Origin of the sequence: Falsiroseomonas bella (assembly GCF_003173615.1) — a bacterium.
GTDB lineage: Bacteria > Pseudomonadota > Alphaproteobacteria > Acetobacterales > Acetobacteraceae > Falsiroseomonas > Falsiroseomonas bella.
The window spans coordinates 44,507-69,470 of record NZ_QGNA01000003.1; the positions used below are offsets into that span (position 1 = coordinate 44,507).

Below are 24,964 nucleotides of genomic sequence, written 5' to 3' on the forward strand. Positions count from 1 at the left end.
ATGGCCATCGGTCGCGACCTGTATCTCGCCATCCTGGCCCTGGATACTTACAACAGGGACTACGAACAGGTCGTTAAGCTCAGCGGGACCCATATCGGCGACGCGCGGATCCTGTCGCGGGACACCGACCTCGGCCTGACGGACGCGATCTTCGACACGTGGAAGAGCCAGGGATTCCACGGCGTCGCGTACGACAGCAGCGCGACCTCGATCGGCACCGATATCGCGATCTCCTACCGTGGCACGAATTTCGACTTCTCGTCCGATCCGGACGGCCTCGGCTCGGCCGGCTGGCGTGACATCGTCAACGGCTGGAGCGTCTTCGCCGGCGGCACCGCAGGACAAGCCGCGCTTGCCCTCGACCTGTACATCGCGGCGGCCGGGCCCGGGGCGGACCTGCGCGCCGCAAGCATCTCCACCACCGGCCACTCCTTGGGTGGCGGCCTCGCTGGCCTGGTGGCCGAGACCTACAATCGCGGCGGGCTGCTGTTCGACCACATGCCGTACAGCGCGGCGCTTCTCAGCCTCTACGTGCAGGCGCAGTTCGACCAGACGCTGCTGGATCGCTACTTCCAGGGCCAGGATCGCTGGCCCGCCTCGGACGCCGGAATCAGCGTCTTGTCCACCGAGGGCGAGGTGCTGAGCGCGCTGCGGCTTTCGCTCGCCGGCAGCATCCCATCCTTCGGCGGTCTGCGCAGCCCGGTGACGCTGCACTCGATGGCGCTGCTGGTCGACCTGATCTGGGCACGGGACAATGCCCGCACCGACTGGCAGCCGATCGGCAAACAGCTCTGGAACGCGTATTTCGACGCAGCCATCGCCGACACGCTCACGATTCCGGCGAGCCTGGTCGGGCCGACCGGCGCCTTCGCCACTGTCCTGCAGTCCGCCATCGCCTACTCGGCGCTCGACAGCGGAGAGCGACCCTTTGGCGACACGGCGATCTGGTCGATGTTCGGCGACGCGGATCAGCTCGGCGCCGTCGTGGGCGGAAGTCCGGCCACCTTCTTCGGCCAATACGTCCAGTTCGAGGTGAGCATCGGACTTGCCGGGATCCAGGTGTTCAAGGACGTCAAGCAGACCCTGGCCGACCTCCTCGTGCAGTTCGCCGGGGCGCTGGCGATAAGGGACATCGAGGGCAACGCCGAAGCCAGGCGCGGCATCCTGGACCTCTCGGACGACGAGCAGATCCTCGCCCTCGACGCGTCGACGCATCTCTGGGAAGACCTGCTGGGGCCGGGCATCAAGCCCCTCAACATCCAGAAGTTCCGCGACACCTACTTCGCCCAGACCGACGAAGACTGGGCCGACACGCTGCTGCGCTGGACCGGGCTGCGCACGCTCGATGACATCGCCAAGGTCGGCTGGCAGGCCGACACCGCCGACATCTTCGACCGCTACCACATGCGGACGCGCGACGACGTCACCTCAATCATGCTGCCCGAGCGCAGCTACGGGCCCGCCACCGGCACCGGCAACGCCGCCAGCGTGGACCTGTTCGTCGGCGGGACGCTGGACGAGACGATCCTCGGCACGACCGGCAACGACCTGATCTTCGGCTCGGGCGGCGCCGACAGCATCGATGCCGGCGACGGCATCGACTTGATCAACGCCGGCACCGGGGCCGACACGATCACCGGCGGCGGCGGCAGGAACCTGCTGATCGGCGGCGATGGCAACGACACGCTGACCTACGAGGGCAGCGCGGTCGGCAACGTGCTGACCATCATCATCTCCCCGGACATCGCCGACGAGGGCTTCGGCCTGATCGACCAGAACACCGTGCAGGTGCAGGTCCAGGGGGTGAATTCCGGCGGCGATTCGCTCGACGACATCGTCTTCGGCGTGGAGGAGCTGCGGCTCGGCGACGGCGCCGACGATGTCCTGATCCGCAAGGAGAACCAATTCGACCTGTTCCGTGATCCGCTCGTCATCGACCTCGGCGGGCCGACCGGCGCCGGCGGCGACGGCGACACCCTCCGCTTCGGCACGCGCGACCTGCTGTTCTTCGAGGACCAGGGCGTCTTCTACCGCAATGGCTACATCCAGACCGCGATCCCGGGCTCCGGCTTGCTGTATGGCGCCACCAGCCTTCTCTACGCCGGCCAGCCCCTGGCGGTGAACGGCCTCCTGCTGGCCGAAGAGTTCCTTGTCCCCAGCGACAAGGTCCGGTTCAAGGGCGTCGACAACGTCGAGCTGACCGACAAGGACGACCGCTTCGTCCTCGACAGCAGCGACGACGGCAGCCATTCCGGCAGCGGCGAGATCAAGGGCAACAAGGGCGACGACGTCTTCTACGTCACCAACGTCCCCGATGGCGACCTCACCCTCGACGCGGGCGAAGGCAACGACATCATCATCGTCACGGACGGGCAGGCGGTCGTCACCGCGGGCGGTCTCGGCCGCGACGTGATCATCAACGCCAGCGAGGGGGGGCAACTCTACGGCGACCTCGTCAACGGCACGCTCGTCGACGAGAACGGAACCGTCACCGCCGTTCCCGACACCAGCGAGAACGCGGACCATTTCTGGTTCGCACCCGGCACGACCATCCTCGACCCGCAGAAGAACGACATCCTGTCCTTCTACGGGGTGCCGCTGACCGGCGGCGATGCAAGCGCGACATCCGTCGCCTGGGCGCTCGCCGGGCCCACCGGCGCGATATCCGGCGCGATCCAGAGCGGCTTCAGCTTCTTCTCCGTCGCGGTCATGGGCTCCACCTTCGGACTGCTGAAGACCTACTTCGACACCTGGCTGCCCAACATCGTCTACCTGGTGACCGAAACGGCCGACCAGAACGGCCGGGTCAAGATGGCGATCATAAACCAGACCGACCTGCTGTTCCGTCTTGCGACAGGCGACCAGGCGCTGCCCACCCAGCAGGATTTCGGCGATGGCCGGAGCTCCCTGACCGGCGTGCAGGTGATCCGGAACTTCGACTTCGAGGCCGGCAATTTCGGCCTGGGCGATGGGCTGTTCTTCGACGAGCTGAGCGGCCTCAGCACCTTCACGCGGAGCCTTGCCAACGACACCGGCAGCTTCGGGATGCTGTTCAACTTCCCCAGCATCTTCGGCGTGATCATGGGCGGCCTCGGCGCGGCCGCGGAGCTGATCAAGCTGACGCCGGCGATCGGCATGGTGCTGCAGGTCTACGAGAAGATCGCGCTTGTCGATTCGGCCGCATGGCTGGCTGGCGCGGCCGTGCGCCTTGCCAAGAACATGCATTGGGCCGCCGGCGCAGACCCGCTGGTCATCGACCTCGATGGCGACGGGCTGGAGACGCGTGCCGTCGATGACGGCCAGGTCTTCTTCGACTTCGACAACGACCTGTTCTCGACACTCACGGGCTGGGTCTCGCGCGACGACGGCTTCCTCGTCCGCGATCTCAACGCCAACGATCGCATCGACAACATCGGCGAGATGTTCGGCAACCAGTTCGAGGGCGGCTACCAGCACCTCGCGCGGCATGATGCCGCCGAGAACGGCGGCAACGGCGACGGGCGGATCTCGGCGGCCGATGCGATCTGGTCGGAGCTGCTCGTCTGGCGAGACCGGAACGGCGACGGCATCACGGATGCGGGCGAGTTGCTGCCCCTCGACTCCCTTGGCATCGTGTCGATCCGCCTGGACGCCCAGGGGCTCGACATCGTCACCCCCCAGGGCGCGCGGCTGATCGGCACGAGCGAGATCGAACTCGCCAGCGGTGCCACGCGCCGCATGTACGAGGCGATCTTCGAGACGGTCGAAAGCTACAGCCGCTTCGCTGGCGAGGCGGGCCGGGCGCCATGGCAGGCCAACCTGAAGATCGACGCCAAGGGCATCGGTTCCGTCACCAACCTCGCCGTGGCCGCCGCGAACGACATCGAGCTCGGTGAGATCCTGGCCGACGCGGCCGCGACGATGACCGAGCCTGACTTCCTCCAGCTCCGCAAGCAGGCGGGTCCGGTCCTGTCCTACTGGGGCCAGACGCTGGAGACGACGCGCGAACTGATGCCAGTGCTGCTCGCGCATGCGGACGACGGCACGGTGACCCTGGCGGATCGCGGCATCTACGTCGAGGACATGGCAGGCGGGTTCTGGACGCTCGCGAGCGGTGCGCCGATCCGGGACGCGGAGGGCAACGCCATCGCCCGCCCGACCCTCGAGCAGGTGCTGGGGCAGGCCGCTGCCAGCGGACAGCACTGGCAGCTCGAGCAGGCCTGGTCGCCGGCCAGCCGCGGCAGCGCGTTGCAGTTTCGCGAGCCGGCACCCTATCTCATGCATGTCGCCGATGGCCGCGCGGTGATCGACGACTACGGCATCCGGGATACGGATGGCAGCTGGCGCCTGGCCAGCGGTCGCGCCATCCTCGACGCGGACGGCAACACGATCCCTGCCCCGACGGTCGCCGACATCCTCGCCCAAACGCGCGCCGCCGGGCAGGAATGGCGCACCGAGGAGATCGGATTCAATCCGTACGCCGATCTCCCCGTTGATGTCATCGCGGTCCGCATCACTGACGGCATCACGGTTGATTACTCGGTCGAGGTCACCGACCCGGACGGCAGCTTCCATGTCTGGGCGCGCAACCTGGATCGCGCGCTGGAGCTTCAGTTCAAGACCGGCGATTCCCGCGAGTTCAACCTGCGCAACTACGCGCTCGACTTCGACACGCTGGACGAGGTCGGTACGAGCGACGACAGCACCTATCGCGTCGAGCTCCTGACCCCCGGCCAGTTCCATTTTGCCACCAGCCTCGCCGGCCTCGATTTCCAGCCGGCGATGCTGACCGCGACGCTCGACGGCGCGACCGGCCTCATCGACTACCGCGTCGTCGAGGGCGGGAGCTATTCTCAGTCGACGGAGGAGTACCGGTCGGTCATCGAGCCGATGATCGAGATGGTGGGCGTCTCGATGACGCAGTACCTGCTCGCCGCCAGCCGCCTCGCGGTGCGCATGGCGCTGCAGGGCGGGCTTTCCGAATTCGCGCGCGAACTGACCTACGACGTGGATGCCGACAAGTACCGCCCGACCGGTGAGCATGAGCTCGCCCCGATGTTCCAGGCGATCTTCGAGGGCGCACCGCTGACGAACCAGGATGACGCGGTGCAGGATTACTTCTCCGCCTGGGCGCTCATCCTCTCCCAGGTCTATCCCGACTACAGCCCGCGCGATCCCGACTACATCTTCGACACGAAGCTCGGCGTCGACCAGCCCTTCGTGTTCCAGATGCTGCTGGCGGCCTACGAGAGCGTTCCCGTCGATCTCGACCTGCCCGCCATCGCGAATGCCTTCGGCATCGAGGAGCGCAAGATCGTCGAGCACCAGCCGACCGACACGGTCGTGCGGGGCCACGAAGGCGCGAACTTCTTCGTGCTGTCGGAAGGCGACCAGACGGTCATCGGCAGCTATGAGCCCGGGGCGCAGGAATTCAATCGCGACGTCCAGGCGGACATCTACTACGTGGGCGCCGACAGCGGCGACGACCACATCTACGACCTCGATCTCGGCGACACGGATCAGCTCCGCTTCGCCCTGATCGACTCGGATCAGGTAAGGGCGGTGCGCGACGGCGAGGACCTGATCCTCTTCTATGATTCCGGCGCGCACTTCATTCGCATCGTCGACCAGTTCCTCGGCGAGCTGAACCCCATCCTGGACAACGGCACGCGCCTGCAGACCGGCGTGGACGACATCGTTTTCGCGGACGGCGTGGTCTGGAACCGCTACCGCATGGCCTTCGCGGTGGTCGATTTCGAACGCGCCGCCATGGACGAGGCGGACGCCCATTACGGCTCGGGCTCGGGCGACATCTTCTTCAGCGGGCGCGGGAACGACTATCTCAGCGGCGGCGCCGGCGGCGACACCTACATCTACCAGCCCGGCGACGGTCGGGACGTGATCGACGACCTCGGCAACTTCTCCTTCGGCCCGATCCAGGCCGGCATGGACTTCCTGATGTTCCGCGGGGACATCACAGAGGACACCGTCCGGCTGACACGCGACGGCGCCAGCGAGAACCTCGTCATCACCATCCTCGACGCGGAGGGCAACCCGACCGGCGACAGCCTCGAGCTCGTCGGGCAGTTCGGCGGCGTGCGCCTGAACCTCGGCGCCTTCAGCGAGCTGATCGGCGCCGATGACGGGCTGGACTTCATCGCGCCCAACCTGATCGAGAAGATCATCTTCGAGAAGGGCTCGACGCTCGACTACGCGACAATCGTGGAGCGCGTGATCGCCAATGCCAGGACGGACGGCGACGACGCGATCTACGGCATGCTCAACGACAACACCCTGGATGGCGGCCGGGGCGACGACTTCCTGACAGGCCGCGAGGGCGTCGACACCTATGTCTACGGGCGCGACTACGGATCGGATGTCGTGCTGGACAGCGACTTCAGTTCCTCGCTGTTCGGTCCGAAGCTCGACATCCTGAAGCTGACGGACGACCTGCGCTGGACCGACATCGAGTTCCTCCGCGACGGCAGCAGCGACACCCTGCGCCTGCAGGTCGCCGGCACCGACGACCAGCTGGTGCTGACAGACTTCCTCGAGGAGATCCTCCTCGTCGGCTACTTGAACCTGATCGAGACGATCGAATTCGCGGACGGCACCGTCTGGAACCACCTGAAGCTGCTGCAGCACTACGTCGACATCGCCAGGACGGATGCCGACGACACTATCTACGGCTTCGAGACGATCGCCGACCGGATCGACGGCGGCGCCGGCAACGACCGTCTCGAAGGTATGAGCGCGAGCGACACCTACGTCTTCTCAGCCGGCTACGGGACGGACACCGTCTTCGACACGGAAGGCGACGACCGGATCGAGTTCCAAAACCTGCTCTCGGGCGATATCGAGTTCTTCCGGACCGCGCTCGACCTCATCATGACGATCCGCGGCACGGGCGACCGCATCGTGCTCGAGAACCAGTATGTGCGGGAGGGCCAGCAGCAGCACGCGGTCGAGCTGTTCCAGTTCGGCGACCGGACGCTGGTCTATACCGACTTCAATCCGGAGGACATCGACCTCGTCGGCACCAATGCCGGCGAGACCATCATCGGGTCGCACTTCGCCGAGACGCTCGACAGCCGCGGTGGCGACGACCTTCTCGTCGGCAAGGATGGGGGCGACACCTACCTGTTCGACGTCGGCTACGGCCAGGACACGATCAGCGACGTGCGTGCCCGCGCCGCCTGGAGCGACCGGCGCGGCATCATCGTGCCCAAGGACGACGTCGTCCGCTTCGGGGACGACATCACGCAGGACAACGTCGCCTTCACCCGGGACGGGAACGACCTCGTCGTCTCGGTGGCCGACCGCGTCGACACCCTGCGCATCCGGAACCAGTTCCTCGACACCGACAGCGGCGTCGAGCGCTTCGAGTTCGCCGATGGCGGCTTCCTGCTGATCTCCGACGTCGAGGAGGCGCTGCAGATCGAAGGCGGAAACCGCGGCGACAACGTCATCACCGGTGGTCTCGACAGGCCCAACACCCTCGACGGGCGCCAGGGCGACGACACCCTCATCGGCGGCAACCTGGCGGACATCTACGCCTTCGGCGCCGACTACGATTTCGACAGGATCATCGAGCGCCCCGATGCGACGGGCGTGATCGACATGGTCCAGTTCGGGGCCACGGTCACGCGCGACGTGATGAGGATCGGGCGCGACGGCGACGACCTCGTCATCGATCTCGGCAACGGCGCGGACGTACTCACCATCGTTGGCGGTCTCGCTGGCACCGGTGTCGAGGCCTTCCGCTTCGCTGACGCCACGGTCCTGACGCTGGACGAGATCATCGACCGGATGCTGACCGGCGGGACCGGTGACGAGCAGCTCCTCGGGCTGGATGGGCGAAACGACACGATCTGGGGCGGCGGCGGATCGGACGCGCTTGTCGGCGGCGGCGGTGACGATACCTACCGCTTCGGCTACGGCGACGGTACCGACAGCGTCGTCGACACTGGTGGCAGCGACCGCCTGGTGTTCGGTCCGGGTGTCACCGCGGAGCTCGTGACCTTCGAGGCGATCGGCGGCGATCTCCTCGCGACCCTCGCCGGCACCGGAGAGCGTATCGCCGTGATCGGCGGCTATCGCGCAAGGGCGGTCGAGGCGTTCGTCTTCGAGGACGGCACGACCCTGTCCATTGCGGCGGTGCGCGAGATCATCCGCTCGGCCCGCTCGAATGCTGGCCAGGATATCCTCGACACCGGCGACTTCGTGGCGGGACTGAACCTGGTGCCCGGCGCCCAGCACGACCTTGTCACGCTGTCCCAGGGCAGCGTGGTCGTCGTCAGGACCGGGGATGGGATCGATCGGTTCGAGATGGGCGCCGGCGCGACCACCGCCACCATTCTCGCGCCGGACGCCCCGAGCAACACCGTCAAGACCCGGCTCGCCGATGGCGCGAGCGATGATCTCGTCGTCACCTTCCTGGGCGGCGATCAGCTGGTGATTGCCGGCGCGCTCGGTTCAGGCGCGGTGCCAACGATCGCGTTTGGCGATGGCGTGTCATGGGGCGTGGCGGAACTCGTCCAGGCGTGGATCGACGCGCAGCTTGGCGCCGGGGACGACGTGGCACGCGGCAGCGACCGGGCCGATACGCTGGAGGGCGGTCGCGGCGACGACCAGCTGCGTGGTGCGCGCGGCAACGACCTCTACCGCTTCACGCGCGGCGACGGCCAGGACGTCATCGAGGACGAGCAGGGCCTCGATCGTCTTCAGCTGATCGGGTACCGGCCGGACGAGGTCCGGGTCGAGCGGCTGGCCGCGGGGCGCGACGACCTGCTGCTGACATTCACCGACAGCGACGACGCGCTGATCATCCGCAATGCCGCGATCGATGCCGTCGAGTTCTCCAACGGCACGACCTGGACGCGGGACACGCTGCTCGACCTCGTCAATGCGGTGGGCTCGGACCTGGATGACCTCCTGATCGGTACGGGCGGAGACGAGGCCTATCGTCCGGGCTTCGGGAACGACCGGGTCATCGACGGCGTCGGCAACGACGTCTACGCCTTCGCGCGCGGCGACGGGCAGGACCGCATCGAGACGCGCGGCGCCGCCGACGGCTTCGGCGTGATTCGCTTCGGCATTGGCATCGCCCTGGAGGACGTCGCCTTCAAGCGCGATGCGGAGGGGAACCTCATCCTGACGATCGCCGGCGGGGACGACCGGCTGGCGCTGGTGGATCCGACGGGCGATCCGGATGCGATCGTCGGCACGCTGGCCTTTGCTGACGGGCGCACGCTCTCGATTGCCGCGATCTCGCGGGCGATCCCGGCGACCAGCGGCGATGACCATGTGATCGTGCCCGCGGCAGCCACGGTGACGGGGGGCGGGGCGGGCACCGAGGTGTTCGGTCTCGACGGAAATGACTGGCTCGAGACCGGTCGTGGCGCGGACATCCTCACCGGTGGGCGCGGGCACGACCTGCTCCAGGGCCACAGTGGCGGCGACACTTACTTCTTTGCGCTCGGCGATGGGCAGGACACGATCGCCGATGTCGAGCTCGCCACGGACGGCGTCGTTGATCGGGTCCGCTTTGCCGCCGGCATCGCGCCGGCCGACATCCGGATCCTGTCCGCCGGTCCGCGGGACCTCGTGATCGGTGTCGGCGGCGGGGATGACCGCATCACCATCCGCGACATGTTCGTCGCGACAGGGCGCGACGCACGGATCGAGGAGTTCCTCTTCGCGAACGGCACCGCCTGGTCTCTCGCCGAGATTCTTGCGCGGGCCGGGGCCGGCGGGGCCGGCGACGACAGCATCGATTTCGGCACCCAGCTCGCCTTCGACGCGGTGCTCCACGGTGACGCGGGCAATGACCGACTCGCCGGTGGGCGCGGCAACACGATCTACGTCTTCGAAGCGGGAGGCGGACGCGACGAGATCGTCGAGGCCGGCGGCTTCGCCTTCTCCAACGACACGCTCCGGTTCGGCGCGGGGATCGAGGCCGCGGCGATCGTTGCTATTCGAACCGGCAACGATCTGCTGCTGCGCTTCATCGGCAGCGACGACCAGGTTCTGGTGCGGGATCAGTTCGCCTTCACCTTCGTGCCGATCGAGAGCTTCGCCTTCAGCGACGGGACGACGCTGACCGCGAGCGACCTGGCCGGGCTGCTCGTTACGGAGCAGGAGGCGCAGCGGCTGCTCCACCCGAGCGTGCCGGATGCCGATCCCTTCACCGATCCGCTGTTCGCCCGCCAGCATGCCGGCGGCGTGGGCGAGGAAGGCGGCGGCGAGGGCGGCGGCAGCAGCGGGGTCGGCTCTGACAGCCAGCCGCGCACGCTGACCGGCACGCCGGGCGAAGTCGATACCTTCGAGTTCTTCGTGCCTCTCGTCAACGATGCGGCGCGCCTTGTCACGATCACCGGCTTCGAGATCGGCGATCTCGGCGACAGGCTCGACATCCGCCTTGCCGAGGGGCTGTCCGGCGAGGTCGTCGCGCGGCAGGAGGGTGCCGACACCTACGTCTACTTCATGGACGAGGGCGTCTACAGCTTCGATGCGGGGCGCCTGCTGATCCGGCTGCAGGGCGTGAGTCTTTCCGCGCTTTCGCTCGGCAACTTCAGTGGAGCGCCTTTCTCCGCGGCGATCGCGCAGACGATCCCCGGCACGGCTGCGGCCGAGTCCCTCGTCGGGGGTTGGGGCACCGACACGCTCCTTGGCAATGACGGCGCGGACACGCTGACGGGCGGGACGGGCGCGGATTCGCTGAGCGGCGGGGACCGGAGCGACCTGTATCGCTTCGCGGTCGGCTTCGGGCAGGACGTTGTCTCGGACAATGGCTGGTCGAATGAATCACCGGCGGATGTGGTGGAGTTCGGGGAGGGGATCAGCCGCGACGACCTGCGGGTTCGGGCGACGGACACGGACCTGATCGTGAGCTTCGTGGGCAGCGAGGACACGATCCGGATCGCCGGCACGATCACCAACGCCAACAACCGCATCGAGACGCTGCGCTTCGCGGATGGCAGCACGGTGAGCCATGCGGAGCTGGTGGCGATGGCCTGGGCGCCGAGCGCGGCCGACCAGCGGCTGTTCGGCAGCTACGATGCGAACAGCCTCGATGGCGGCGCGGGCACCGACACGCTCCTTGGCAATGACGGCGCGGACACGCTGACGGGCGGGACGGGCGCGGATTCGCTGAGCGGTGGGGATCGGAGCGACCTGTATCGCTTCGCGGTCGGCTTCGGGCAGGACGTTGTCTCGGACAATGGCTGGTCGAATGAATCGCCGGCGGATGTGCTGGAATTCGGGGAGGGGATCAGCCGCGACGACCTGCGGGTGCGGGCGACAGACACGGACCTGATCGTGAGCTTCGTCGGCGGCGAGGACACGATCCGGATCGCCGGCACGATCACCAACGCGAACAACCGCATCGAGACGCTGCGCTTCGCGGATGGCAGCACGGTGAGCCATGCGGAGCTGGTGGCGATGGCCTGGGCGCCGAGCGCGGCGGACCAGCGGCTGTTCGGCAGCTACGATGCGAACGGCCTCGATGGCGGGGCCGGGACCGACACGCTCCTTGGCAATGACGGCGCGGACACGCTGACGGGCGGGACGGGCGCGGACTCGCTGAGCGGCGGGGACCGGAGCGACCTGTATCGCTTCGCGGTCGGCTTCGGTCAGGACGTTGTCTCGGACAATGGCTGGTCGAATGAATCGCCGGCGGATGTGCTGGAGTTCGGGGAGGGGATCAGCCGCGACGACCTGCGGGTTCGGGCGACCGACACGGACCTGATCGTGAGCTTCGTGGGCAGCGAGGACACGATCCGGATCGCCGGCACGATCACCAACGCGAACAACCGCATCGAGACGCTGCGCTTCGTCGATGGCAGCACGCTGAGCCATGCGGAGCTGGCGGCGATGGCCTGGGCGCCGAGCGCGGCGGACCAGCGCCTGTTCGGCAGCTACGATGCGAACAGCCTCGATGGCGGCGCGGGGACCGACACGCTCCTTGGCAATGACGGCGCGGACACGCTGACGGGCGGGACGGGCGCGGATTCGCTGAGCGGCGGGGACCGGAGCGACCTGTATCGCTTCGCGGTCGGCTTCGGTCAGGACGTTGTCTCGGACAATGGCTGGTCGAATGAATCGCCGGCGGATGTGGTGGAGTTCGGGGAGGGGATCAGCCGCGACGACCTGCGGGTGCGGGCGACCGACACGGACCTGATCGTGAGCTTCGTGGGCAGCGAGGACACGATCCGGATCGCCGGCACGATCACCAACGCCAACAACCGGATCGAGACGCTGCGCTTCGCGGATGGCAGCACGCTGAGCCATGCGGAGCTTGTGGCGATGGCCTGGGCGCCGAGCGCGGCCGACCAGCGGCTGTTCGGCAGCTACGATGCGAACAGCCTCGATGGCGGGGCGGGCACCGACACGATCTTCGGCAATGACGGCGCGGACACGCTGACGGGCGGGACGGGCGCGGATTCGCTGAGCGGTGGGGATCGGAGCGACCTGTATCGCTTCGCGGTCGGCTTCGGGCAGGACATTGTCTCGGACAATGGCTGGTCGAATGAATCGCCGGCGGATGTGCTGGAATTCGGGGAGGGGATCAGCCGCGACGACCTGCGGGTGCGGGCGACCGACACGGACCTGATCGTGAGCTTCGTCGGCGGCGAGGACACGATCCGGATCGCCGGCACGATCACCAACGCCAACAACCGCATCGAGACGCTGCGCTTCGCGGATGGCAGCACGCTGAGCCATGCGCAGCTCCTTGCGATGGCGGCGAATGACGGAGACCTGGTCGGCGGCGGGGTAGGCCCCGACTCGCTGCCGGGCGGAACTGGCAACGACACCCTGTCCGGCAGTTCCGGCAACGACACCCTGAGGGGCGGTGCTGGGTCCGACAGCCTCCAAGGGGCTGATGGTGCCGACCAGCTGCTCGGCGATGCGGGCCATGACACGCTCGATGGCGGGGCCGGGCCCGACCTGTATGCCGGCGGCGCAGGCCGTGACATGTTCACCGACGCGGAGGGCGACGACACCTACGGCTTCGCGCCGGGCGACGGCGACGACCGGATCACCGACCGAGGCGGCAGCGATCGGATCGTCTTCGCCGCGGGCATCGCGCCCGGCGATGTGACGGTCACGCTGCGGGGCGGCAGCGACGTCATCCTGCGCATCGGCGCGGGCGAGGACCGCATCGAGGTGCTCGGCGCGATCGGCATCGCCTTGAACGTGATCGAGCAGATCCTGTTCGAGGACGGCACATCCTGGAGTCCGGCGGATCTCTTCGCCCGCGCAAATGTCGGGACCGATGCGGCACAGCTGCTGTACGGCGGCGAAAGCGGGGACACCGTCGATGCGGCGGGCGGCGATGACACCCTTGATGGACGCGGCGGCAATGACAGCCTGACGGGCGGTGCCGGCTCCGACAGCCTGCTGGGCGGCGAGGGGAATGACACCTTCGACGGCGGCACCGGTGGAGACAGCCTGGTCGGCGGCCTGGGGAACGACATCTTCCGCTTTGCCGTGGGTCAGGTCAGCGCCGTGGTTTCAGACAGCGGCGGATCGGACGCTGTCGAACTCGCTTCCGGCATCCTTGTTGGAGAGCTGGCGGTCAGCGCGCGAGGCAATGACCTCGTGCTGCGTATCGGCGATGGCGAGGATCGCATCATCCTTGCCGGCGTGCTGTCGGGCGCTGCCGCGGTCGTAGAGGAGATCCGGTTCGCGGACGGCACAGTGCTGGCCCATGCGGACCTGGTCACGCTGGCGGCAGCGGGTGCCGGCGACGATCAGACGCTCATCGGCAGCGTGCTGTCGAACGACATCGCCGGCGGCGTCGGCGACGATTCCATCGACGCCCAAGGCGGCAACGACACCGTGGACGGCGGGACGGGCGCGGACACGATCATCGGCGGCGCGGGCGACGACGACATCGCCGGCGGATCCGGGATCGACCAGATCAGCGACGTGTCCGGCAACGACACCTATCGCTTCGCCCTTGGCGACGGGCAGGACGCGATTACCGACCTCGGCGGCACCGATGCCATCGTGCTTGGTGAGGGGATCGCTGCCGGCGATGTCTGGGTGAGCCAGACGAACGATCTCGACCTTGTCATCCGGCTCGCCGGCACGGAGGACCGCATCCGCCTGGTCCGCGCGCTCACCGAGACCGGCACGGTGATCGAGGCGCTGCGCCTCGCCGACGCAAGCGTGCTGAGCTTTGCCGAGCTGGTTGCGATCTCCCAGCGCGCCAGCGACGGAGCCGATGTGATCTTCGGCACGGGTCTCGACGAAGACCTCGAAGGTGCGCGTGGCGACGATGTGCTCGGCGGCTTCGCGGGCAACGACACCCTCCACGGGCAGAGCGGCAATGACTCGCTGCTCGGAGGCGCGGGCGAGGACGTGCTCTCCGGCGGCGGCGGCATCGACACGCTCGCCGGCGAGGCCGGGAACGACGTCTATCGATTTGCGCCGGGCGACGGGCAGGATCTGATCCAGGACAGCGGCGGTGTCGATACGATCGAGTTCGCCACCGGCCTGTCCGCGGATGCCGTCTTCGTCCGCAAGATCGGCACCGCGCTTGAACTGCGCTTCGACGGCGTTGAGGATCGCCTGACCATCGCCAATGCCGTGACTGGCGGCGGCACGATCGAAAGTGTCAGCTTCGCGGACGGCACCGTCTGGGACGCGGCGGAGCTGCTGCGCCGCTCGACCGCCGGCACGCCCGGCGACGATGCCTATGCTGGCACGGACAGCGGAGATCAGCTCGTCGGTCTCGGCGGGAGTGACACGCTCACCGCGCTCGGCGGCAGCGACAGCCTTGATGGCGGCGCCGACGCCGACAGCCTCGATGGCGGTGCTGGCGGGGATGAGCTTCGCGGCGGCACCGGCAATGACATGCTGGTGGGTGGCGCAGGCCCCGACACCTATGTCTTCGTTGCAGGGGACGGCCTCGACACCATAAGCGACCTTGGAGACGCCGCGACCGACACGCTGCGGATTGAGGGCTTTGATCCGGAAACCCTGCGCTTCAGCAGGACCGGTCCCGACGGGGGCGACCTCACCATCCGGTTCAGCGGCAGCACTGACCGGATCGTCGTGACCGGCGCCTTCGCCGCGGGGGAGGCGGGCAGGGTCGAGCAGTTCGTCATCGCAGCGAGCGGCACCATGCTGACGCTTGCCGAAGTGCAGGCGCTGGTGCAGCCCGACATCGGCATCGACGGCCAGGTCCTTTCCGGCGATGCCGACGACAACGTCCTTCTCGGCAGCGATCTTGCCGACTTCATCACGGGCGGCGACGGCGCGGACACCCTGCTCGGCGGTGGCGGCGACGATGTCTTCGGTGATATCGCCGCGGACGGAAGCACCGACCCCATGACGGGCGGCATGGGCCGCGATACCTACCGCTACCTGCCGACCTTCGCGATCGCCGATGTGATTGCGATGGACGTGATCACCGACTTCGTCCCCGGCGAGGCGGGTGACATCATCCGCCTCTTCGCCAGCACGCCGAACCCGTTCGTCAGTGGCCGCCTGCAGCTCCGCCAGTCGGGAGCCGACACGGATGTCGTGCTGTACGACGAGGCCGGGATCGGGCGCGCCGTCCTGCGCCTTGTCGGCGTCGATGCGGACGCGCTTGTTCCCGCGAATTTCGGCGGCGTCGAGCTTGAGCTCGACTCCTCTCCCATCCGCGACGGCGAGGACGGCAACGCCATTTCCGGGGAGCCGCTTCACGACCTGATCTTCGGCAATGGCGGCGACGACACGATCAACAGCTTCGGCGGAAGCGACACGTTGGCGGGGGGCGCCGACGACGACCTCATCTCGGGCGGCTTCGGTGACGACCGCATTGCCGGCGAGGCCGGCCACGACAGCATCACCGGCGGCGCCGGCAACGACATCCTCTCGGGCGGTCCGGGCAACGACACGCTGATAGGCGGCGACGCGGATGCCGAGTTTGCTGGCGCGGACATCTTCTCGGGCGGCGCGGGCGACGATGTCCTGGCTGGCGGGGGCCAGAACGACATCTACGTGTTCGGGGCGAATGACGGTCACGACGCGCTCTCCGACGAGGGCGGCAGAGATCGCATCGAGTTCGCGGCCGGCATCGCCGCCCAGGACATCGCTGTCATTCAGCGCGGAGGCGATCTCGAGCTTCGTGTCGCGGAGGGATCGACCCGCATTCGCTTGATCGGCGCGGCGGAGGCATCGGCGGACGGGATCGAGACGATCCTTTTCGCTGACGGCGCCAGTTTGGACCGCGCCAAGCTCTTCGAACGGGCGATGGCCGGAAGCGATGACGATGACGTGCTCGCGATCCTCGCCGGCAACACGATCGATGGGCTGGGCGGCAATGACGAACTGACCGGGACCAGCGGCGCCGACACGATCCTCGGGGGAACCGGAGACGATCTGCTGCGCGGCGCAGGCGGGGACGATGCCTATGTGTTCCGTCGCGGCGACGGCCAGGACGTGATTGCCGACACGGAGGGCGCGAACGTCATCATCCTGGGCGCCGGCATCGCCCCTGCCGATCTTGGCGTGGTCCGCGGGCGCGAGACGGTGGTGCTCGAACTGTCGGGCACCGGCGACCGCATCGACCTCGGCTGGAGCGCCGATCCGGCGATGGCGATCCGCGAGGTGCGGTTCGATGGTGGCGAGGTCTGGGCCACGGCGACACTTGTCGCGATGGCGCTGGCCGCAAGCGCCGGTGACGATGTGATCCACGGCACCGATGGGCCGGAGACGCTCACGGGCCTCGTCGGCGACGACCGCCTGCTCGGCAAGGGCGGCGACGATGACCTGGCTGGCGGCGCCGGGGTTGATCTGCTCGAGGGTGGGCTCGGCGACGACATCTATCGCTTCGCGCCCGGCGACGATCAGGACCGCATTGTGGATGTCAGCGGCAGCGCCGACGTGCTTCTGCTGGCCGCCGGGATCTTGCCCGGGGACATACGCGTCGCGCAGAGCAGCGACGGCAGCGCGATCATACTGCACATCGGCGGCGACGGCGACCGGATACGGATCGAGGACGCGCTCACAGGCGGCCGGATCGAGGTCCTGCGGTTCGCGGACGGCACCGAGTGGGGCGTGGCAGACCTGCTGCTGCGCGTCCCCACGGCGCTCGACGACTTCCTGTTTGGCGATGACGGTCCGCAGACATTGGCCGGCGGGCTCGGTGACGATCGCATGTCGGGCGGCGGCGGCTCAGACGAGTACCGGTTCGCTGCCGGTGACGGTCGCGACATCATTCGCGACAGCGCGACCTCGCTCCTCGATCGGCTGGTGATTTCGGGCTATGGCGCGGCGGACCTTGTCGTCACGCGCCTCGGCCGAGAGAGCACCGACGTCGCAATCGGCTTCGCCGGCAGTCGCGACCAGATCATTGTCGTAGACGCCCTGGACATCCACGGCCGGGGGATCGAGGAGTTCGTCCTCGGCGATATGATCCTGAGCACGGCCGACATCGCCGACCTGCTCGTCGATGCGCAGGTGAGCAGCGGCGACGACGTGATCTTCGGTTCGGCCGGCGCCGAAACCCTGGCCGGCGGGCCGGGCGACGACCTGATCGTCGGCGGAGGCGGCGATGATCTCTTCCGCTACGCCCGCGGCGACGGCGATGACCGGATCGACGCGCGCGGCACCGGCCATAGCGTCATCGCGCTTGCCGACTACACCGTTGCGGACGTGGCTTCCGCAGTGCGCGGCGGTCCGAACAGTCTGGATCTCGTCGTGACCTTCGCGGAGGGCGGAGACCGGCTGCTGCTGGTCGGGGCGCTTGGCGGCCCCGGTTCGGCGCAGGACAGCCTGATCATCCACTTCGCCGATGGCACATCCTGGGACCGCTCGGCCATGCGTGCCAGGGCGATCGAGGACATCGAGGGGCTGGGCGACGACAATATCTATGGCTTCGATGGTGCGGACCTGGTCGACCTGTCGGGTGGCAACGACTTCGCATCCGGCTTCGCCGGCGCGGATCGCTTCGTCTTCTCGGCCGGGGACGGTCACGACCGCATCGAGGACAGTGGCCTTGGTGCGCATGAGGTGGACATCGTCGAGTTTGTCGGGCTCGATGCCGCCGATGCCACCGTCAGCCGGCTCTTCCGTGGCAGCGACACCGTCGTCATCCGCTTCGCCGGGAACGAGGCTGACAGCCTGACGGTCGTTGACGCGCTCGCCGGCGATGCGCGCTCGATCGAGACCTACCTGTTCGCCGGCGGCACCGCGTGGACGCGCGAGACCATCCTGGCGCTCCTCGACAACAGCCCCGCGATTGCGCGGGACGATGGCTACTACTCGGTCGTCACCGGCAGCGCGCTGACGGTGCTTGCATCCGACGTGCTGCGCAACGACTTCGATGCCGACGATGACAGCCTGCGGATCGTCGCGGTCGATGGCAGCCCGAACGGCACCGCGGTTCTGGACACATCGGGCAACATCGTCTTCACGCCGGGCGAAGGCTTCACCGGCGCAACCGCGTTCACCTATCGTATCACCGACGATCGCAACGCCTTTGCCGAGGCGTCCGTCTACGTCAATGTCCGGCCGATCGCGGAAGCGCGCGACGACGACGGCTTCCTTGTCGCCGAGGATGACTTCACGAGCATCCGCGTCGAGCGGCTCCTCTCCAACGACATTGACGGCGATCGCATGATCGTCGGGCAGGTGTTCGGGGCGGTTGGCGGGACCGTCTCGCTATCGAGCGACGGTGACATCGGCTTCACGCCCGATGCGGACTATGTCGGCCCCGCGCGCTTCAGCTATGCCGCGAACACACCGGAAGGCGGCCGGGCCGAGGCGACAGTCCATCTCACTGTCACGCCGGTCAATGACGTGCCTATTGCGCGGAACGACCGTGGCCTCGTCACGGACGAGAATGTCGCGATCACGGTGAACCCGGGAATTCTCATCGCCAACGACGATGATGTCGACGGTGATCGTCTGACGCTGCATGAGGTGCAGTCCTCGGCCCAGATCCTCGTGTCGATCAATGCGGCAGGAAACATCGTCGTCGCGCCGCGCGGCGAGTTCTTCGGCGAGGGCAGCTTCACCTACGCCGTGATCGACGAAGCCGGGGCGGTCTCGGCCTTCGCCACCGCGACGGTGGTGGTGCGCCCTGTCAATGATGCACCGGTGGCGAATGATGACCGATTCGAACTGACCGAGGCCGGCGACCCGATCATGGAGGACAACCCGATCGTCCTCAGCCTGTCCAGGCTGGTCGCCAACGACATCGACATAGATGGTGACGACCTCGTGCTGACGGATGCGCGGCTTGCCGTAGGTGGTGCCGTGCGGCTGCTCGACAACCAGACGGTTCTCTTTGAGCCCACGGCCAACTTCAACGGCGTGGCGAGCTTCCAGTATCGCGTCGACGATGGCCAGGGCGGCAGTGACACCGCGGTGGCGAGCATCATCTATCAGCCGGTCAACGACCGTCCGAACGCCCGGAATGATCACTATGGCGACGAGGATTTCTATTTTCTCCGCGGCGTCGAGGATGTTCCGATCGAGATCCCCATCGCAGAGTTGCTCAAGAACGACAGCGACGTCGAGGGCTTCGCCGTCACCTTCGAGAATGCGACCGGCGCCGTCCATGGCGACATCGCGATCGTGGACGACAGGATCATCTTCACGCCGGACCAGGATTTCTCCGGCGAAGCGACGTTCGGCTACTCCATCACCGACCCGGAGGGGCTCGTCGACGGCGCTCTCGTGACGCTGTTCTTCGCGGGCAACGAGAACGAGGCGCCGATCGCCGTTGCCGATCAGTTCCTCGTTCCCGAGGACATTCCGGTGACGCTCCGTCTCTCGACGTTGCTTGGTAACGACACCGACGCGGATGGCGACGAGCTCCGGGTCATCGGGTGGCGCAGCCTCAACGGTCTTGGAGATGTATTCAAGTTCGGCGGCGCCGCGGCAGGGCCGGTCAACGGGACGATCGAGCTCGACGCAAACGGCGACTTGCTGTTCTCCCCGAACATCGACGCGACCTTCAGTTCGGGCTTCGTCTATATCATTTCCGATGGTGCCGACGGCACCGCCGAGGGCTTCATCGATCTCGTCATTGTGCCGTCGAACGACGATCCGACGGTTGTTGATGATCCGGGCTTCGTCACCCCTTTCGACATTCCGCTGGTCATTCGCGTCGCCGACCTGGTGTTCAACGACTTCGACATCGAGCAGGCGGACACCGACGGCGATGGTGTGCGCGACGCCGACCTCGACGACCCCGACCGGCCACGCCCCACTTTCGTCAGCGTGGATGCGATCCTCGATCCTGCGGAGCTTGCGCAGGGTCATCGCGTGGAGGTCGGCTCATTCGAGATCGTGGCCTTCCGCGGGGAGGAGTTCCTCGTCGCCCGTTTCCTGCCCGGATTCACCGGCCCGGTCACGATCGAGTATCGCATCGCCGATGACGAAGGCCTGGAGGATGTCGGCTTCGCCTACGCGACTGTGGCCGACTACTATGGGGACGAGCTCTCGGGCACGCCGCTTGTCGACTACATCGAAGGTAACCAGCGTGACGAGACGATCCGCGGCTATCGGCGCGATGACTGGGTGGTCGCCAGGGACGGCGACGACCTGATCGAGACCGGGACCGGGGACGACCGCATCGAGGCTGGCAACGGCGACGACACCATCGATGCCGGCGACGGCGGCGACGATATCCGCGGCGGCGACGGCTTCGACCTCGTTCGCTTCGCAGGGTCAAATGTCGGGGTGCGGGCCGATCTCCAGACGCTTGTCGGCCAAGGTGGCTTCGCCCAGGGCGATGTCTATGCGGGCGTCGAGGGTCTGGAGGGTACGCTGTTCAGCGACTCGCTCGGCGGAGACGACGCGGGTAACAGTCTCGCTGGCCTCGGCGGCAACGATGAGCTCGAAGGGCGCGGCGGCGGCGATACGCTCGCCGGCGGGTCGGGGAACGACCTCCTTGATGGCGGGGCGGGCGCGGACCTTCTGGACGGTGGCGACGGGAGCGATACGGCAAGTTTCTTCTCTTCCGATGATGCGGTGCAGATTTCGCTTGCCGCCCGCAGTGCGGCCGGCGGCTGGGCCGAGGGCGACATCCTCTCGAACGTCGAGAACCTTGTCGGCAGTGCCTTCGACGATCTCCTCGAGGGCGACGGGCACGCCAATACCCTCTCCGGCGAGCGCGGCGACGACACGCTGATAGGCGGAACGGGCGACGACGTGTTGTCGGGCGGGCGCGGTGCGGATCAGCTCATCGGCGGCGACGGCACGGACATCGCCGACTACACGCTCTCGAGCGACGGTATCGCCATTGACATCGCGGCTGGCACGGCCGGGGGCGGCGATGCGGAAGGCGACACCCTGAGCGGCATTGACATTGTCCAAGCGAGCTATCACGCGGACACGCTACTTGGTGACGACGGCGACAACCGTCTTCGCGGCAGCCGCGGCGCCGATATCCTCGACGGCCGTGGCGGAGCCGATGCGGCCGACTATGCGCGGGCCGAGGAAGCCGTGAAGGTGGACCTGGCTCTCGGGCGTGGGCTCGCCGGCGAGGCGTTGGGCGACGCGCTGACATCGATCGAGATGCTCATCGGATCGGCGTTCGAGGACACCCTGATCGGGTCGGCGGCCGACGAGGCGTTCGAGGGCGGCTTCGGTGCCGACCTTCTGCAGGGCGGCTTCGGTTCCGACGACTACCGCTTCGGCTTCGACAGCGCGGAAGACCGGATCGCGGAGACGGGCGATGCCGCCGATATCGACCGCCTGGTGCTGGGCGCTGGGATCGCGGCCAAGGATGTGTCGCTGCTGCGGATCGGCGACGATCTCTTCGTGGAGATCGAGCGCGACGACGGATTCCTCATCGACACCGTCACGGTAGCTCACCACTTCCTGGGCGAAGAGTCCGGCATCGAGTTCATCGCCTTCGCCGATGGGACATCGTGGAGCAGGGCCGACATCGAGGATCGGCTGCGGATCGGCCGCTTCAACGCGCTCGACGACATCTTCCGGCTGGGGGTCGAGGACGAGGTCGCGCTGATCGATCCGGCGGAGTTGATCCGCAACGACGCCGAGGCCGGTACTGACGAGCTCGTTCTCGTCTCTGTCCAGCAGCCGCGCTCCGGCACCGTCTGGATCGCCGAAGATGGAAGGATCGCCTTCCAGGGCAGCCAGGACCACTACGGCGATGCCTTCTTCAGCTACACGGTGCGCGATCCCCTCGGCCGTGAGTCGACGGCACGGGTCGAGGTGAACCTCGCACCCGTCAATGACGCCCCCGTCGCGGTTGACGATCCGCTCGTCTACGGGCTCGAGGATGTGCCGCTCCGGATCCGCCTCGAGAACCTGCTTGCGAACGACTACGACGTGGATGGCGACCGCGAGCAGGAAGGCCTTCGGATCATCAGCGCCGCGCCGCTGACGAATGCGGCGGGCGCACCGCTTCGCCCCTACAAGAACGAGGATTACGAGGGCGAGGCGACGGACGCGACGTGGAGGTTTGACGGCCAATACATCGAGCTTCTGTCGCGGCCCGACCATTTCGGTTTCGCCGGCTTCCGCTACACCCTCGCCGACGCCTCCGGGGCGACGAGCACGGCGGATGTCGAGATCTACTTCGCCCCGGTCAACGATGCGCCCCGCATCACGAGTGGTCGCGCGGTGGTCAAGCTCGAGGAGACGACAACCTTCACCGTCGATCAGCTGATGGCGAAGGTTTACGACGTGGAGGGCGACGCCTTCGAGTTCGTCGGCCTGCACCTCGCGGCGGACGGCAACGCCTCCGACAACGGCGTGGAAGCTTTCGACGCGGCGACTGGCACGATCGCCTTCACGCCGTTCGCGCTGGGCGACGCCTCGATCGCCTTCGATGTGATCGATGCCCGCGGTGCGGAGGCGACCCTGTCCTTCGGCATACGCGTACGGCCGCAGAACCTGCCGCCGGATGCACGTGACGACTACGGCCTGCGGATGTTGCAGGACGAGACCATTGTCATCGATCCTGCCGGCCTGATCCTCAACGATACCGATCCCGACGGCGATCCGCTGAGCTTCGTCGATGTCTATCGCTTTGCCGTCAACGGCAAGGTCCGTGTCAACGCGGATGGCATGATCGAGTTTGCGGCGAAGCCGGACTACAACGGCGCGGCAAGCTTCGAGTACACGGTGAGCGACGGGCGCGGCGGAACCGACACAGCCGTCGTTCACCTCACGATCCTGCCGCGCAACAGCGGGCCGGTGCTGCGGAACGACGTGGTGCGCGGCCTCGAGGACGGACCGCAATACGTCATCCCGGCCGAAGCCTTCGGCAACGATCTCGACGTCGACGGTGACGTGATCTTCTTCGAGAACACCGAGCTGCTCGGCGTTGTGACGACCCGTTTCCTCTCGTCCGACTACATGGTCGAGGCGAAGGCGGGGAACAACCGCGCGCTGCCGGACTGGCTGAGTTTCGATGCCGAGACATTGACGTTCGGCGGCGCCGTGCCGGAGGAGGTGACGACGCCGGTCGATGTCGCGGTCTTCCTCCATGATCCATCCAACGGCGCGGTGCACCCCTTCCGCTTCGCCTTTGGCCCGGACGACGCGGCCGAGCTTGCGGCAGGGCTCTCGGTCGCCGATGTCGTGCTTGGCGGCTTCACGCTTCGGCAGCCCTATGTCTGGACGCTCGATGATGACGGGGACGGGGTTGCCACCTTCGACATCTCGCAGGGCAGCTTCGCCGCGGCGCGGGTCGGCGGGCGTCCGCTGCCCGAGTGGCTCGGCTTCGATGCCGCCACCCGCAGCTTCTTCCTGACCGGTTTCGAGCCCGATGCGGACGCGGACCCGGTCCGCATCCAGGTCACGTTCACTCCCGACCGCGCGGCGGACCTGCCTGAGCATGTCTACCGGGCAACCCAGCGCGGCTTCACCGTCGAGTTCCTGATCGATCCCAGTGCGCCGCTGGATCCGGCGATCAACGCCATTCTCGCCAACGACGCGCTGCTCGACGCGCAGGGACTTTTTGGCATCGACCTCTCGGGTGCGAGCTCCCTTGTCGCTACGCGCGAAAGCGGGGCACCGCTCGATAGCTGGCTGGGCTTCGACCCGGAGAGCTTGAGCTTCACCGGCATGCCGCCGTCGAGCTATGTCGGCGCCGTGCCGGTGCGCATTGCCGTCGCAGGGGATGGCCTGCCGGCGATGTGGATCATCACCGAGGCGGTGGTGGACCAGACCTTCGTGGTGGACGACGAGGCGGACGGTTTCGCGGTTGCCGACCTGCCTGAGCGCATCGACCTGACCACGCCGGTGGACTTCAACGGCTCGGTCGCATTCATCTACGACGCCGCTGACGAGAAGGGGGGCAGGTCGGCGGAGCCCGCGATCATCGTCTTCAATGTGGCGCCGCAGCGCGAGCTTCCACGCGGCGTCGCGGATCGCTTCGAGCTGTTCGAGAACGGGTCGACGTCCTTCCGCATCGCGACACTGGTCGACAACGACCGGGACGATGACGGCGACCCGATGCGGGTGCTGGCGATCGCCCCGCCGAGCCATGGCGTCCTTGAGATCGAGTTGTCGTCCGTGGTGATTGGCCCGCCCGAAGGGTTCGAGCCCGTTCCGGGAGGGGCCTGGGGTGCAACCTTGGCGGATGGCTCCGCCCTGCCAGGCTGGATGGTGCTTGACGAGGTGACGGGCGCGATCACCGCGACCGTCCCGCTCGACGTGCTCGCTGACTTCGCCATCCGCTTCACCAGCAGGTACGGGGTGACCACGCGGGAACAGGTCCGCCATCTGTCGCTGGACGGCAATGACGGAGCCGGCGCGACCTACACGCCAGAGGCCGGATTCGCCGGCACCGAGACGCTGCTCTACACCCTTACGGACAACCGCGAGGGTCCGGTGCAGGTCGGGCTGGAGCTTGAGGTGCTGTCGCTCCTCGACCCACCGCTCGCTGTCACCGATACCGTCGAAATGCGAGAAGACGGCGTGCTGGTGATCGACCCGGCGACGCTGATCGCGAACGACAGCGATGTCGACGGTGATCCCATCCGCTTCCTCGGCGTGCTGC

The 24,964-nt window shown here is 67.4% G+C and carries 1 protein-coding gene (only partly in view); it reads left to right on the forward strand.

What is annotated here, in order from left to right; translation table 11 throughout:
• Positions 1–24,964, forward strand: partial view of a tandem-95 repeat protein gene (locus DFH01_RS28990; RefSeq protein ID WP_109870887.1) — the 5' portion only. It continues 3,440 nt past the right edge of the window; only the first 24,964 of its 28,404 coding nucleotides appear in the window; its start codon is at positions 1–3; its stop codon lies beyond the right edge, outside the window.